The sequence below is a fragment of the Pseudomonas sp. XP1 genome (genome assembly GCF_053557675.1).
The window spans coordinates 103,882-118,401 of sequence record NZ_JBNRIJ010000014.1 but is presented as its reverse complement, the minus strand read 5'-3'; the positions used below and the strand labels follow the sequence as shown (position 1 = coordinate 118,401).

The window sequence follows — 14,520 nt, the reverse complement described above, 5'->3', positions numbered from 1 at the left end:
ATATCCTGGGGCCGCTGTGCGGCCCTTTCGCGACACAAGGCCGCTCCCACAGGAGGCCGCGCAAGGTCCGAGAGGGATCAGTTGCGCTCCCGCACCCAGAACAACGTGGCCCCGGCCACCGCCGCCGGCATCATCAGCACGTTGACCAGCGGAATCATCAGTGCCAGGTAGGTTATTCCGCCAAAGCCCAGCGACTGCCAGCGCTTGCTGCGCAGCCAGGCCAGCATGTCCTGCCAGCTCATCTTGTTGTTGTCCGCCGGGTAGTCGATGTACTGGATAGCCATCATCCACACCCCGAAGATCAGCCAAAGCGGCGCTGCCACCACGTTGACCACCGGGATCAGCGACAGGATGAACAGGCCGATGGCCCGCGGCAGGAAGTAGCCCAGCTTGCGCATTTCACGGCCAAAGGTACGTGGCACCATGGCCACCAGTTCGCCCCAGCTGAACGCCGGGAAGTTGTCCTGGCCACGCACCACCACCTCGACCTTTTCCGCCAGAAAGCCATTGAAAGGGGCGGCAATGATGTTGGCCACCAGGGTGAAGGTGAAGAACACCATCAACACCACCAGGGCGACGAACAGCGGCCAGAGGATGTAGGTAAGAAAGCTAAGCCAGCTTGGCAAGCTCGGCATCAGGGCGTCCACCCACAGGCTGAACTGGTGGCCGGCGAAGTAGATCAGGCCGCCGAACAGCAGCAGGTTGACGGCCAGTGGCAGCAGCACGAACAACCGCAGGTTGGGGCTCAGCACCAGTTTCAGGCCTTCGCGCAGGTACTGGGGGCCAGAGAGGACAGGGGCTTGCATCGAGATACTCCGCAGAGAAGGAAAACGCGCTGACCTTACCGAGTTTGCCGCGCCGACGGAAGGCGAGCAGCGGGCGGGAAACCGGCTGTAACAAAAGCGGCAGGGCTTGGCTATCGATGAAATCGCTGAATAGACGATGCCTATGAGGTGGATTGTCGAAGGATATTTCCTTAATCTTTGCGACCTCGCTACAGTGCGCTCAACTTTCCGCTTTCTGGGCCTGCGCGTTGTAGCCTTCCCCAAGTGCTGCGTGGGTCCTTTTTAATTTTCCTGCTGGCGCAGCCGGCACACCGATGCCGGCCCAGCGGCCCGCTCGACAGGAGTTCGACATGTCTGAAGTACGTCATTCGCGCGTCATCATTCTCGGTTCCGGCCCTGCCGGTTACAGCGCCGCGGTGTATGCCGCCCGTGCCAACCTCAAGCCGCTGCTGATCACCGGCATGCAGGCCGGCGGCCAGCTGACCACCACCACCGAAGTCGACAACTGGCCGGGCGACCCCCACGGCCTGACCGGTCCTGCTCTGATGCAGCGCATGCAGGAGCACGCCGAGCGTTTCGAAACCGAAATCGTCTTCGACCACATCAACGCCGTCGACCTGGCCAACAAGCCCTTCACCCTGCAGGGTGACAGCGGCAAGTACACCTGCGACGCGCTGATCATCGCCACTGGCGCCAGCGCTCGTTACCTGGGCCTGCCGTCGGAAGAAACCTTCATGGGCAAGGGTGTGTCGGCCTGCGCCACCTGCGACGGCTTCTTCTACCGCAACAAGCCGGTTGCCGTGGTTGGTGGCGGCAACACTGCCGTGGAAGAGGCGTTGTACCTGGCCAACATCGCCAGCAAAGTGACCCTGGTACACCGTCGCGACACCTTCCGCGCCGAGAAGATCCTGGTCGACAAGCTGCACGCCCGTGTGGCCGAAGGCAAGATCGAGCTCAAACTCAACGCCACCCTGGACGAAGTGCTGGGTGACAACATGGGCGTGACCGGTGCGCGTTTGAAGAACAACGACGGCAGCAGCGACGAAATCATGGTCGACGGCGTGTTCATTGCCATTGGCCATACCCCGAACACCTCGCTGTTCGAAGGCCAGCTGACCCTGAAGGACGGCTACCTGGTGGTCAACGGCGGCCGTGAAGGCAATGCCACCGCCACCAACGTCGAGGGCGTGTTCGCCGCCGGTGACGTGGCTGACCACGTTTACCGCCAGGCCATTACCTCGGCCGGTGCCGGCTGCATGGCGGCGCTGGATGTCGAGCGTTACCTGGATGGGCTGGCCAACGCTTCGTTCTGATCCGAGAGCGCCCCCCCCAAAAAAAACCGGCTCAATGGCCGGTTTTTTCATGCCTGCAATCAGCTCACAGGCTCAACCGCATCGACAGGTCCACCGCCTTCACATCCTTGGTCATGGCGCCAATCGAGATGTAATCCACCCCAGTCTCGGCAATCACCCGCAAGGTCGTCTCGTTGACCCCGCCACTGGCTTCCAGTTTGGCCTTGCCCGCGGTAATGCGCACTGCTTCGCGCATCTCCTCCAGGTTCAGTTCGTCGAGCATGATGATGTCGGCACCTGCGGCCAGTGCCTGGCGCAGTTCATCGAGGCTTTCCACTTCGATTTCCACCGGCTTGCCCGGCGCAATGCGGTGCGCCGCAGCCACGGCCGCGGCCACTCCGCCACTGGCGGCGATGTGGTTTTCCTTGATGAGGAAGGCGTCGTACAGGCCGATGCGGTGGTTGTCGCAACCGCCGCAAGTCACGGCATACTTTTGCGCCAGGCGCAGGCCCGGCAGGGTCTTGCGTGTGTCCAGCAAGCGCACCTGGGTGCCTTCCACCAGCTCTGCCAGGAAGCGCGCACGGGTGGCGACACCCGACAGCATCTGGAGGAAGTTCAGTGCACTGCGCTCGCCACTGAGCAGCGAACGCGCGGGCCCTTCCAGATGGAACAGCGGCTGGTTGGCCGTGGCGCGCTCGCCATCGGCCACCTGCCAGTGCACCGCCACGCGTGGGTCGAGTTGGCGGAACACGGCGTCGACCCAGGCGGTGCCTGCGATCACGCAGTCTTCGCGGGTGATGATGGTTGCCTTGGCCAGGCGCTCCGCCGGGATCAGCTGTGCTGTGATATCGCCACTGCCGATGTCCTCCAACAGCGCGCGGCGCACGTTGGCTTCGATTTCAGCGGTCAGGTCGGCAAGGCGTAGGTTCGGCATGGTCGGCTCCACAAGCTAGATGCCGGCGATTATAGGGCAGGGGGCCGGTGTGTACAGTCGCCTCGGCGATGACCTTTGGTCGGCCGGTGTGAGCAAGCGGGGTAAATCAGGGTCATTAGCCAGCCAGTGAAACGGCGCTGGCAGCTGTGCGGGTTTTTACCGATAATGGTGACCAGTATTTGGCGTCATGACTTTGACGATCTTCAGCCCCTTTGGGCGAGACACCCTGCAAGGAGTACAGGATGCAAAAAGAAGGCAAGGTGGTGCCCTTGGCGGCAGCCATCGATCGAGGCGGGCGTGCGCCTCTCCCTTGCCTTCCGGTGTTGCTCCTGCAAGTGCGGGACAAGGCCGCCTTGCAGTTGCGTCAGGGCCTGCAGGACTTGTTCGACAACGCCGACGACACCCTCTTCGAGATGGCCGACAAGGCCTTCGACCGCAGTGACCAGAACCTGTACTTCGAGGCCATGCGTGACCTGCGCCTGAAGCGCAAGAGCATCGAGCGCGGTTTTCTCGACACCTTCTATGATGCCTTTGCCCGTATCGGCCAGGTCGACCTGCTGGCGCGCCTGGTCGAGCCGGGCAACCTGCGCAGCAAGGCCCAGGTAGAGAGGGCTGCCGCGATCGAAGGCATGGTCGCGCGGGTGCTGTCACGTGACGGCATTGCCTTGCAGCAACTGGGCCTGCGCTTGCAGCTACTGCTCGACCGCCCCCTGCACGAGCAGCACAACCCGCTGGGGCCCGCGGCGCTGTGCGGCTACTTCCTGGACGCAGGCCGTAACCTGGGGGTTGGCCTGCGGGTCAAGCTGGTCCTGCTCAAACTGTTCGAGCGCTATGTGTTGCGCGATGCTGATGTGATCTATGGCGAAGCCAACCAATTGCTGGCCGCCGCCGGTGTGCTGCCCGAGTTGCCACCGGCACCGCGCCGGCGCGCCGAAGACCGGCGCATGAACGCACGGCGCGGGCCGGCGAACCTGGGGAGCGAGGTGGGTGCGGACGCGGCAGGGCAGGCGTTCTTTGCCTCGTTGCAAACTCTGCTGGCCCCGGCGCGTGGGCAGTTCGCGCCTCGTTTGCAGGCGGTGGCCGCCGCCCAGCCAATCAGCACCGCCGACCTGCTGCGGCTGCTTTCGCATTTGCAGCACTATGTGCCCGCTACCCACGAGGACGATGATTTCGAGCTTGGCCAACAGCTTGAACAATTGCTGCTGCGGGTGAGCGTGCGCAGCGGCACACGGCGGCGCATCGACGTGGCCGACGAGGACATGATCAACCTGGTTGGCCTGCTGTTCGCCTTCATCCAGAGCGACGACAACCTGCCGGCCAGCCTGCGTGCGCTGATCGGGCGCCTGCATATTCCGCTGTTGAAAGTGGCGCTGCTGGACAAGGGGCTGTTCAGTCGGGCCAGCCACCCGGCCCGCCGCCTGCTCAACGAGATCGCTGGCGCGGCAATCGGTTGGGAATGCGGCAGCGACGGCATGCGCGACAGCCTGCACCTGCGTGTGGAGCGTATCGTCCAGCGCCTGCTCAATGATTTTGCCGAGGATGCCAGCCTGTTCGCCGAACTGCTCGAAGACTTCCTCGCTTTCAACCAGGACGAGCGGCGGCGCAACGAGCTGCTTGAACAGCGTACCCGCGACGCCGAAGAAGGGCGTGCCCGCGCGCTGCAGGCCAGGCAGCAGGTGCAGCATGCACTCAATCAGCGGCTGCGCGGCCGGTTATTACCGCAGGTGGTGGTACAGATGCTGGTGCAAGCCTGGAGCCAGGTACTGCTGCTGGCCTGGCTAAAGCAGGGTGAGGCATCCCAGGCCTGGCGAGACGCCTTGCAGACGATGGACACGCTGCTGGTCAGCATCACCCCGCCGCATGAACCGCATGCCTTGCTGCAGCAGGTGCCGGACCTGCTCAAGGCACTGCGCGATGGCCTGGCCAGCGTGGCCCTGGACTCGGCAAAGACCCGCGAGTTCTTTCTGCAACTGGAGCAGTTGCACCTGCGAGCCTGCGCGGGTACCGCGATGCAGCCCGGTGGAGAGGGCCAGCCGCTGAACGAGGTGCTGGTGGACGAGGACATCGTCCTGGCGATTGCCGAAGAACCCGCTTGTGCTCCGTTGCAGTTTGCCGACGGGCAGGCTGTGGCGCTGCGCCAGGTGCAGCGCCTGCGTATCGGTACCTGGGTCGAGGTACGGGACGAGGACGAACCGTTGCGCTGCAAGCTGGTGGCTCGCATCGACAGCAGCGACCGGCTGGTGTTCGCCAACCGTACCGGCATGAAAGTGCGTGAATGGAACGGGGCCAGCCTGGCCCAGGCACTGCACCGAGGCGACGTGCGAGTGCTGGATGACGGGCTGCTGTTCGAGCGGGCGCTGGAAGCGGTGCTCGACAGCTTGCGCCGTTAGGAGCAACGGCCCTGCGCTAGGGCTGCAAGCATGCCCGCTCCCTCAGCATTACAATGATTCACATGCAAACGCCGTTGGCCACAGGGCATACTGTTGACCTGTTCACGGCGTTTTCAGGATCTGCCCCATGCAATTGGACCGTGCCACTGGCTGGTTCCACGGAATCGGAATCACCCACTGCCCCTCGCCGAACTTCAATCCCCGCCCCGAAGGCGAATCGATTTCCCTGCTGGTGATCCACAACATCAGCCTGCCGCCTGCCTGTTTCGGTACCGGCAAGGTCCAGCAATTCTTCCAGAACCGCCTGGACCCCGACGAACACCCTTACTTCGCCAGCATCAGCCACCTGACCGTCTCGGCGCACCTGTTCGTCGAGCGTGACGGTACGGTGACCCAGTTCGTGTCGTTGCTCGACCGCGCCTGGCATGCCGGTGTGTCGTGCTTCGACGGGCGTGAAGGCTGTAACGATTTCTCCATCGGCATCGAACTGGAAGGCACCGACGACCTGCCTTATACCGATGCGCAGTACGCGGTGCTGGAGCAACTTACCCGGCACATCCGCGGTGCCTGGCCGGCCATCGACCTGGGCCGCATCCAGGGTCACAGCGACATTGCCCCGCAGCGCAAGACCGACCCCGGCCCGGCTTTCGACTGGCCGCGCTACCGACAGGCGCTGCAGCAAAACGAGGACAAGGCATGAGTTTTCTGGTGTTGTTGCTGGCGCTGTGGGTCGAGAAATTCTCGGCCCTGCGCCATCAGGTGCAGCGCGATGGGTTCTTCCTTGGCGAACTGGTGCGCCTGGAGCGCAGCGGCAAGGTGCACCCGTGGTGGACGCTGGCCATCCTGGTACTGGCACCGGTAGCGCTGCTGGTGTTGCTGCTGCATGTACTGGACCCGGTGGCGTACGGCTTGCTGGCATTGCCGGTGCACCTGCTGGTGCTGATCTACAGCTTGGGCCGCGGCGATGCCAAGGCATCGTTGGGGCCGTTCCGCGATGCCTGGCGGCGCGGTGACGACCAGGCCGCGTTGCATGTGGCCGAGCGCGACCTTGGGCTGGCGGCCGACGAACCGCACAGCCTGTTGGTGCGGGTACAGGGCAACCTGCTGTGGCAGGTGTACCAGGGCTTTTTCGCGGTGATCTTCTGGTACTTCGTGCTGGGTCCGGGGGCAGCCCTGGCCTATCGCCTGCTGGCGCTGTGCGGCGAACACAGCAAGCAGCCGACGTTGAAGGCCCGTGCCGAGCAGCTGAGGCATATCATGGACTGGTTGCCGGTGCGGGTGCTGGCCTTGAGCTTTGCCCTGGTCGGCAACTTCCTCGCGGTCACCCGTGTGATGCTGCACGAGGTGCTCAACTGGCACATCAGCGCAGCGCACCTGGTGGCCCGGGTCGGGCGCATTGCCGATGACATTCCCGAGGAAGAAGACAGCCAGCGCGGGCTGGGGCGGCTGGACAGCCTGTGGGAGCTGTTGCTGCGCTGTGCGGTGCTTTGGTATGCCGGGTTTGCGCTGTGGACGGTGCTTGTCTGAACTGACACGCTGGCTTCTTCGCGGGTGCCAGCACTTCAGTTACCAGCCAAACAACTCGCAAGCATTGCGGGTGCTGGCTTCAGCCAGCTCCGCGACATCCACACCCATCACCTGCGCCAGCGCCCCGGCAATTTCCGGCAGGTGCTCCGGGCTGTTCCTCACCCCTGGGTACATGACCGGCGCCATGTCCGGCGCATCGGTCTCCAGCACCACGCTGTCCAGCGGCAACCGCGCCAGGGTCTTGCGCAGCCGTAGGGCCTGCGGCCAGGTACCCGCACCGCCAAGCCCAAGCCGGAACCCCAGCTTGATGTATTCGCGGGCCTCTTCGTAACTGCCGGCAAACGCATGTATCACCCCCGCCCGCGCCGGCTTGTAGCGCTTGAGCGTGGCGATCACCTGGGCATGGCTGCGGCGCACGTGGAGCAGGGCGGGCAGTTCGAAGTCGCAGGCCATCTGCAGTTGCGCTTCGAACAGCGCCTGCTGGCGGGCCTTGTCCAGGTCTTCGAGGTAATAGTCCAGGCCAAACTCGCCTACGGCACATAGCCGTGGGTCGCCGTGCAGGCGCTCCAGCCATTCGCGCAGCTGCACCAGGTGCTCCGGGCGATGCTGGTCCAGGTAGATGGGGTGCAGACCGAGCGCGGCGAACAGGTGCTGGTCGGCACAAGCCAGGTCCCACACCCGCTGGAAATTCGCCTGGTACACCCCCAGGACCACCATCCGCTCAACCCCTCGCGACATCGCGTTGGCCAGCAAGCACGGGCGGTCGGCGTCGAAATCGGGGAAGTCCAGATGGGTGTGGGTGTCGATCAGGCGCATGTTCAGGCCGCTGTAATGCGTTGCTTGAACGTTCGACCGACGGCATGCACGCCAGGTTCGTAGCGTTTGTCCTCGATCGCGGCCAGTGCCAGTTCCAGGGCGGTGGCGGCAATCAGGCCATGCTGCTGGGCCATGGCATTGACTGGCAGCGGCAGGAAGTCGAGCAGCTGGTTGTCGCCAAAGGTACCCAGTTGCAGCTGGCGCGAGTCGGCAGGGCGCGCTTGCAGGGTGTCGAACACCCCTTGCAACAGCACGTAGGAGGTAGTCACCAGGGCGTCCGGCAGGCCGCCAAGGTCGTCGATCAACTGCTGCATCAGGCGCTGGCCGCACTCACGGCTGAACGCTTCGCCCTGATAGCGGCGAACTTCGCCGGCATAGCCTTGCAGTGCTTCGTCGAAGCCGCCGGCACGTGCCTGGCTGACCGACAGCTCGGGGCGTGCGCCGATCAGTGCGATGCTGCGCGGGGCGGCGTTGAGCAGGCTGGCGGCCAGCTGGCGGCTGGCATCGCGGTCGTCGCTGATCACCGAGCAGAAGTGCGCAGGGTCCAGGCGGCGGTCGATGGCGATCACCGGCAGGCCTTTGTCCTGCAGTTCGCGGTAGCTGTCGTCCTCTGGCGGCAGGCAGCTGGCGACAAACAGTGCATCGCAACGGCGGGCGCGGAACAGCTGCTGCAACTGGCGCTCGCTGTCGGGCTGGTCGTCGCTGCTGGCGATCAGCAACTGGTAGCCGCGGGCGCGGGCACCTTGTTCGAGTTGCTTGGCGATGCGGGCGTAGCTGGGGTTCTCCAGATCCGGGAGAATGAAGCCCAGGGTGCGGGTATGCCGGCTGCGGAGGCCAGCGGCCTGCGGGTTGGGGGTGAAGCCGTGGGCCTCGACCACCGCGCGTACCCGCTCGACAGTGCTGTTGCTGATGCGCTGCTGTTCGGCCTTGCCATTGATGACGTAGCTGGCAGTGGTCACGGACACACCGGCCAGACGGGCGATATCGCTGAGTTTCACCGAATTTTCCTTGTTATTACCGGGGCTGGCTGTGAGCCCTGACCGGGTATTTTGACCCGGCGAGGGCGCCACGCGCAGACGACCATTGTCGCAATTGTCCGACAGGATGGGGCTTTTTCCTCGGCAGATTATCGAGTAACGTGGCCGTCTGGTCAGATTAATCGTTTCAGCTGCCGAATTTTCTGCCTCGGCTGCCATCCGTGCAAGGCTGTTGAACTGGCCGTTCATGTGAATTTCACAACAATACTCCAGTACCCGACCGGGAACTGCAAAAGGAGAAGGTCATGCTCGAGCTCGCCAAGGAGCAGATAGCCATGGGCCAGAAGGCCGCCGACAAGGCCGAGGCATTGCGCCTGCTGGCCGACCGGCTGGTCGCTGACGGCCTGGTCGCCGAGGGATACCTGCAAGGGCTGCAGGCCCGAGAGGCACAAGGCTCCACCTTCCTTGGGCAGGGCATCGCCATCCCCCATGGCACGCCGCAAACCCGTGACCTGGTTTACGCCACCGGCGTGCGCCTGTTGCAGTTTCCCGAGGGCGTGGACTGGGGCGATGGCCAGATGGTCTACCTTGCCATCGGCATTGCCGCCCGTTCCGATGAACACCTGCGCCTGCTGCAACTGCTGACCCGCGCGCTGGGCGAGACCGATCTGGCCGAAGCATTGCGCCGCGCCGGCTCCGCCGAGGCGTTGCTGAAACTGTTGCAGGGCGCGCCACAGGAACTGGCGCTGGATGCACAACTGGTCGGCCTGAACCTGCCGGCCGAAGACTTCGATGAACTGGCCTGGCGCGGCGCCCGCCTGTTGCAGCGCGCCGACTGCGTCGACAGCGGTTTTGCCGCCGTGCTGCAGCAGGCCGAGCCGCTGCCGTTGGGCGAGGGCCTGTGGTGGCTGCACAGCGAGCGCCAGGTGCGCCAGCCGGGCCTGGCCTTCATCACCCCGCAGCAGCCGCTGCGTTACCGCGACCAACCGCTCAACGGCCTGTTCTGCCTGGCCAGCCTCGGTGCAGCCCACCAGGCCTTGCTCGAACGCCTGTGCGAAGTGCTGATCGAAGGCCGCGGGCAGATGCTCTACCAGGCCACCAGCAGCCGCGCGGTGCTGGAGGTGCTGGGCGGTGAGGCACCGGTGGACTGGCCCAGCGCGCGCGTGGTGCTGGCCAACCCGCATGGTTTGCACGCCCGGCCGGCAAAGGTATTGGCGCAGCTGGCCAAAGGTTTCGAGGGGGAAATACGTGTACGCCTGGTCGACAGCGCGCAGCCAGCGGTGTCGGTGAAGAGCCTGAGCAAGCTGCTCAGTCTCGGTGCCCGGCGTGGCCAGGCGCTGGAACTGGTGGCTGAGCCAGGCATCGCCGCCGATGCCTTGCCGGTGCTGCTGGCCGCCATCGAGCAAGGCCTGGGCGAAGAGGTGGAGCCACTGCCACAGAGCGCGGCGACCGTAGCAGGCGCAGCCGCCGAAGTGCTGCAAGCGCCCGCAGCCGGTAGCCGCATCCACGGCGTGGGTGCGGCGCCCGGTATTGCCAGTGGCCCGGCGCATGTGTGCGTCGAGCGTGAGTTCGACTACCCCCTGCGCGGCGAGTCCTGCGTCCTGGAGCGGCAGAAGCTGCGTGAAGCCGTGGCGACTGTCAATGGCGAGCTGCAGGCCTTGGTCCAGCGCAGCGACAAGGCCATTGGCGAAATCTTCGTCACCCATCAGGAAATGCTCGCCGACCCGGCTCTGACCGATGATGTCGAGCAGCGCCTGGGCCAGGGCGAGAGCGCCGCAGCCGCCTGGATGGCGGTGATCGAGGCGGCGGCGCGCCAGCAGGAGTCGCTGCACGATGCCTTGCTCGCCGAACGTGCTGCTGACCTGCGTGACATCGGCCGCCGTGTGCTGGCGCAGTTGTGTGGTGTGCAGGCCCAGGCTGAACCCGAGCAACCCTACGTGCTGGTGATGACCGAAGTCGGCCCGTCCGATGTCGCCCGGCTGGACCCGAGCCGCGTAGCCGGTATCGTGACCGCCCAGGGTGGCGCCACCGCCCACAGCGCCATCGTCGCCCGTGCCCTGGGCATCCCGGCGGTAGTGGGCGCGGGGGCGTCGATACTGCTGTTGGACAGTGGCACGCCGTTGCTGCTCGATGGCCAGCGTGGCGTGGTCAGCGTGGCGCCGCCAGCGGATGAACTGCAACGGGCCCTGGCCGAGCGAGACCTGCGCGAGCAACGCTTGCAGGCCGCCTGGGCCAACCGCTTCGAGCCGGCGGTCACGCGTGATGGTCACGCGGTCGAGGTGTTTGCCAACATTGGCGAGAGCAACGGCATTGCCAAGGTAGTGGAGCAGGGCGCCGAAGGCGTGGGCCTGCTGCGCACCGAGCTGATTTTCATGGCTCACACCCAGGCCCCGGATGTGGCGACCCAGGAAGCCGAGTATCGCCGTGTGCTCGATGGCCTCGACGGGCGCCCGCTGGTGGTACGCACCCTTGATGTTGGCGGGGACAAGCCGCTGCCGTACTGGCCGATCGCCGCCGAGGAAAACCCGTTCCTCGGCGTGCGCGGCGTACGCCTGACCCTGCAGCGCCCGCAGGTGATGGAGGACCAGCTGCGCGCCTTGTTGCGCGCGGCCGACCAGCGCCCGTTGCGCATCATGTTCCCGATGGTCGGGCAGGTGCATGAATGGCGCGAGGCGCGCGCCATGGTCGAGCGGCTGCGTGCCGAGATCCCGGTAGCCGACCTGCAGCTGGGCATCATGGTCGAAGTGCCCTCGGCGGCGCTGCTGGCACCCCAACTGGCGCGCGAGGTGGACTTCTTCAGCATTGGCACCAACGACCTGACCCAGTACACCCTGGCCATCGACCGTGGCCACCCCAGCCTCTCGGCCCAGGCCGACGGCCTGCACCCGGCGGTGCTCAGCCTGATCGACATGACCGTGCGCGCCGCCCATGCCCATGGCAAGTGGGTGGGCGTGTGCGGCGAACTGGCGGCCGACCCGCAGGCAGTGGCCGTGCTGCTGGGCCTGGACGTGGACGAACTCAGCGTCGCCGCGCGCAGCATTGCCGAAGTCAAGGCCCTGGTCCGCCAGGCCGATCACCAGACGGCCCGCGCCCTGGCGCGCGAGGCCCTGCAACAGGACAGCGCCGCAGCGGTTCGCGCGCTGGTGGAGCGTTACTGAATGGCCAAGATCCTCACCCTCACCCTGAACCCGGCGCTGGATATCACCATCGGCCTGGATACCCTGCGCCCGGGGCAGGTCAACCGCAGCCATGAGCAGCACAGCCACGCCGCGGGCAAGGGGCTGAACGTTGCCCAGGTACTGGCCGACCTGGGGCACAGCGTCACCGTTGGCGGCTTCCTCGGGCGTGACAACCTGCAGCCCTTCGAGGCGCTGATCGACTGGCGCGGCTTCGTCGACTGCTTTGTCCGCGTGCCGGGCGAAACCCGCAGCAACATCAAGCTGGTCGAGGATGATGGCCGTGTCACCGACATCAACGGCCAAGGCCCGGAAGTCGACGAAGCGGCACGTAGTGCATTGCTGCGGCGCCTGACGCAGATTGCCCCAGGCCACGACGCGGTGGTGGTGGCTGGCAGCCTGCCGCGCGGGATCAGTGCCGAGTGGTTCCGCCAGTTGCTCGAACAGCTCAAGGCGCAAGGCCTCAAGGTGGCCCTGGACAGCAGCGGCGAAGCCCTGCGTGCCGGCCTGCAGAGCTCGCCCTGGCTGGTCAAGCCCAATACCGAAGAGCTGGGCGAGGTGCTTGGCCTGGCTGTGGATGACCCGGCGCAGCAGCGCGCTGCTGCCGAGCGCCTGCTGGCCAGTGGCGTCGAACACGTGGTGGTGTCGGCGGGTGAACAGGGCGTCAGCTGGTTTACCAATCGCCATGTCGTACATGCTTGCCCGCCCAAGGTGCAGGTTGCCAGCACGGTGGGCGCAGGTGATTCGCTGGTGGCAGGCATGGTCCACGGCTTGCTGCAGGGCGAAGCTCCGGCAAAGACCTTGACCCGCGCCACCGCGATCGCTGCACAGGCTGTTACCCAGGTTGGTTTCGGTATCCGTGACCGCGAGCAACTGGCGCGTCTTGAAGCCGCCGTGCAACTGACAGAACAACAAGAGGGTTGCCGATGAACATTGCCATTGTCACTGCCTGCCCCAACGGCCAGGTGTCGAGCGTGCTGAGCGCGCGCTTGCTGTCCGCCGCTGCACAGCGGCGCGGCTGGAGCACCAGCGTCGAAGTGCAGGATGCCGGCCACCCCGAGCGGCAACTGAGCGCCGCGCAGATCGCCGAGGCCGACTGGGTGCTGGTAGTCAGCACAGGCCCGGTGGACCTTGAGCGTTTCGTCGGCAAGCGTGTGTACCAGAGCACGCCGTCCCAGGCTTTGGCCGACCGCGAAGGCTTCCTCGATGAGGCAGCTTCCAAAGCCTGTCTGCTGGCCACGGTGCCAGGCCTTCTGGCCGAAACTGGCAGCGCTGGCGCACGCATCGTTGCCGTCACGGCCTGCCCGACTGGCGTTGCGCATACATTCATGGCTGCGGAAGCCTTGCAGCAGGCTGCGCAGCAACTCGGCTACCAGCTCACCGTCGAGACTCAGGGCTCGGTCGGTGCGCGCAACCCCTTGTCCGCCGAAGCCATCGCCGCAGCCGATGTAGTGCTGCTGGCCGCCGACATCGAAGTGCCCACCGCGCGTTTCGCCGGCAAGCGCATCTACCGTTGTGGCACCGGTATCGCCCTAAAGCAGGCCCGTGCCACCTTGGACAAGGCCTTGGCCGAAGCCAAGGTGGAAAACAGCAGCGATGCTGCAGCGGCGAGCACGCCAGCGAAGGGCGAGAAGACCGGGGTATACAAGCACCTGCTCACCGGCGTGTCGTTCATGCTGCCGATGGTGGTGGCTGGCGGCCTGCTGATTGCCCTGTCGTTCGTGTTCGGTATCGAGGCCTATAAAGAACCGGGCACCTTGCCGGCGGCGTTGATGCAGATCGGCGGTGAGGCTGCGTTCAAGCTGATGGTGCCGCTGCTGGCAGGCTATATCGCCTGGTCCATTGCCGACCGCCCGGGGCTGGCGCCCGGCATGATCGGTGGCCTGCTGGCCAGCACCCTGGGTGCCGGTTTCATCGGTGGTATCGTCGCCGGCTTCCTCGCCGGCTACAGCGCCAAGGCCATTGCCCGCTGGGCACGCCTGCCCAGCAGCCTGGAGGCACTCAAGCCGATCCTGATCATTCCGCTGCTGGCCAGCCTGTTCACCGGCCTGGTGATGATCTACGTGGTCGGCCAGCCGGTGGCCGCGATGCTGGAAGGGCTCACGCATTTTCTCGACAGCATGGGTACCACCAATGCCATCCTGCTGGGCTTGTTGCTGGGTGGCATGATGTGCGTCGACCTGGGCGGACCGATCAACAAGGCGGCTTATGCCTTCTCGGTGGGGCTGCTGGCCTCGTCGAGCTATGCGCCGATGGCGGCGACCATGGCCGCCGGCATGGTGCCACCAATTGGCCTGGGTATCGCCAGCTTCCTGGCCCGACGCAAGTTCGCCCAGAGCGAGCGTGAAGCGGGCAAGGCTGCCCTGGCGCTGGGGCTGTGCTTCATCTCCGAAGGGGCTATCCCGTTTGCCGCCAAGGACCCGCTGCGGGTGATCCCGGCCAGCGTGGCCGGCGGGGCATTGACCGGGGCTTTGTCGATGTACTTCGGCTGCAAGCTGATGGCGCCGCATGGCGGCCTGTTCGTGCTGCTGATCCCCAATGCGATCAACCATGCGCTGCTGTACTTGTTGGCGATCGTGGCGGGCAGCCTGCTGACGGCGGTGGTGTATGCGGTGATCAAGAA

11 protein-coding genes are annotated in these 14,520 nt (G+C 65.4%); 7 read left to right on the top strand and 4 right to left on the bottom strand.

The features are described from left to right. Window positions 1-77 precede the first annotated feature (77 nt). Window positions 78-806: a sulfate transporter CysZ gene (cysZ, locus tag ACK1U9_RS14840; protein WP_085600724.1), complete on the bottom strand. Its 729-nt coding sequence runs from the start codon at window positions 804-806 to the stop codon at window positions 78-80. Between the two features lie 329 nt (window positions 807-1,135). On the opposite strand from cysZ, the gene trxB reads away from it, so the two are divergent. After that, window positions 1,136-2,098 (top strand): thioredoxin-disulfide reductase, encoded by a 963-nt coding sequence (trxB, locus tag ACK1U9_RS14835; protein ID WP_108480901.1) that lies wholly within the window; start codon window positions 1,136-1,138, stop codon window positions 2,096-2,098. 64 nt (window positions 2,099-2,162) lie between these two features. On the opposite strand, the gene nadC is transcribed toward trxB, so the two are convergent. Beyond that, on the bottom strand, window positions 2,163-3,011 hold the full coding sequence (nadC, locus tag ACK1U9_RS14830) for a carboxylating nicotinate-nucleotide diphosphorylase (RefSeq protein ID WP_108480902.1): 849 nt from the start codon (window positions 3,009-3,011) through the stop codon (window positions 2,163-2,165). A 242-nt stretch (window positions 3,012-3,253) separates the two neighbouring features. Between nadC and ACK1U9_RS14825 the strand changes: the two genes are divergently transcribed. The 3 genes from ACK1U9_RS14825 (at window position 3,254) to ampE (ending at window position 6,928) form a co-directional block, all read left to right on the top strand. Continuing rightward, window positions 3,254-5,401, top strand: a complete 2,148-nt coding sequence (locus tag ACK1U9_RS14825; protein WP_108480903.1) for a DUF1631 domain-containing protein — start codon at window positions 3,254-3,256, stop codon at window positions 5,399-5,401. Between the two features lie 127 nt (window positions 5,402-5,528). Further along, complete coding sequence (ampD, locus tag ACK1U9_RS14820; RefSeq protein ID WP_108480904.1) at window positions 5,529-6,101, top strand: 1,6-anhydro-N-acetylmuramyl-L-alanine amidase AmpD; 573 nt, start codon at window positions 5,529-5,531, stop codon at window positions 6,099-6,101. Continuing rightward, on the top strand, window positions 6,098-6,928 hold the full coding sequence (gene ampE, locus ACK1U9_RS14815) for a regulatory signaling modulator protein AmpE (RefSeq protein WP_025337724.1): 831 nt from the start codon (window positions 6,098-6,100) through the stop codon (window positions 6,926-6,928). Before ampD ends, ampE begins: the two co-directional genes overlap by 4 nt. Window positions 6,929-6,967: 39 nt before the next feature. On the opposite strand, the gene ACK1U9_RS14810 is transcribed toward ampE, so the two are convergent. Continuing rightward, window positions 6,968-7,744, bottom strand: a complete 777-nt coding sequence (locus tag ACK1U9_RS14810; RefSeq protein ID WP_108480905.1) for a TatD family hydrolase — start codon at window positions 7,742-7,744, stop codon at window positions 6,968-6,970. Window positions 7,745-7,746: 2 nt separating this feature from the next. After that, window positions 7,747-8,742 carry a catabolite repressor/activator gene (cra, locus tag ACK1U9_RS14805; protein WP_046616053.1) on the bottom strand — a complete coding sequence of 332 codons (996 nt, stop codon included), beginning with the start codon at window positions 8,740-8,742 and terminating at the stop codon, window positions 7,747-7,749. A 284-nt stretch (window positions 8,743-9,026) separates the two neighbouring features. Here cra and ptsP point away from each other — a divergent pair, with 284 nt between their 5' ends. The 3 genes from ptsP to ACK1U9_RS14790 form a co-directional block, all read left to right on the top strand. Beyond that, on the top strand, window positions 9,027-11,879 hold the full coding sequence (ptsP, locus tag ACK1U9_RS14800; RefSeq protein WP_085600717.1) for a phosphoenolpyruvate--protein phosphotransferase: 2,853 nt from the start codon (window positions 9,027-9,029) through the stop codon (window positions 11,877-11,879). After that, window positions 11,880-12,827, top strand: coding sequence for a 1-phosphofructokinase (gene pfkB / locus ACK1U9_RS14795; RefSeq protein WP_108480906.1), 948 nt, complete (start codon window positions 11,880-11,882; stop codon window positions 12,825-12,827). Continuing rightward, window positions 12,824-14,520, top strand: a 1,697-nt coding sequence (locus ACK1U9_RS14790) for a PTS fructose-like transporter subunit IIB (protein ID WP_449109980.1), incomplete at its 3' end; no start/stop codon positions are given. The genes pfkB and ACK1U9_RS14790, both read left to right, overlap by 4 nt.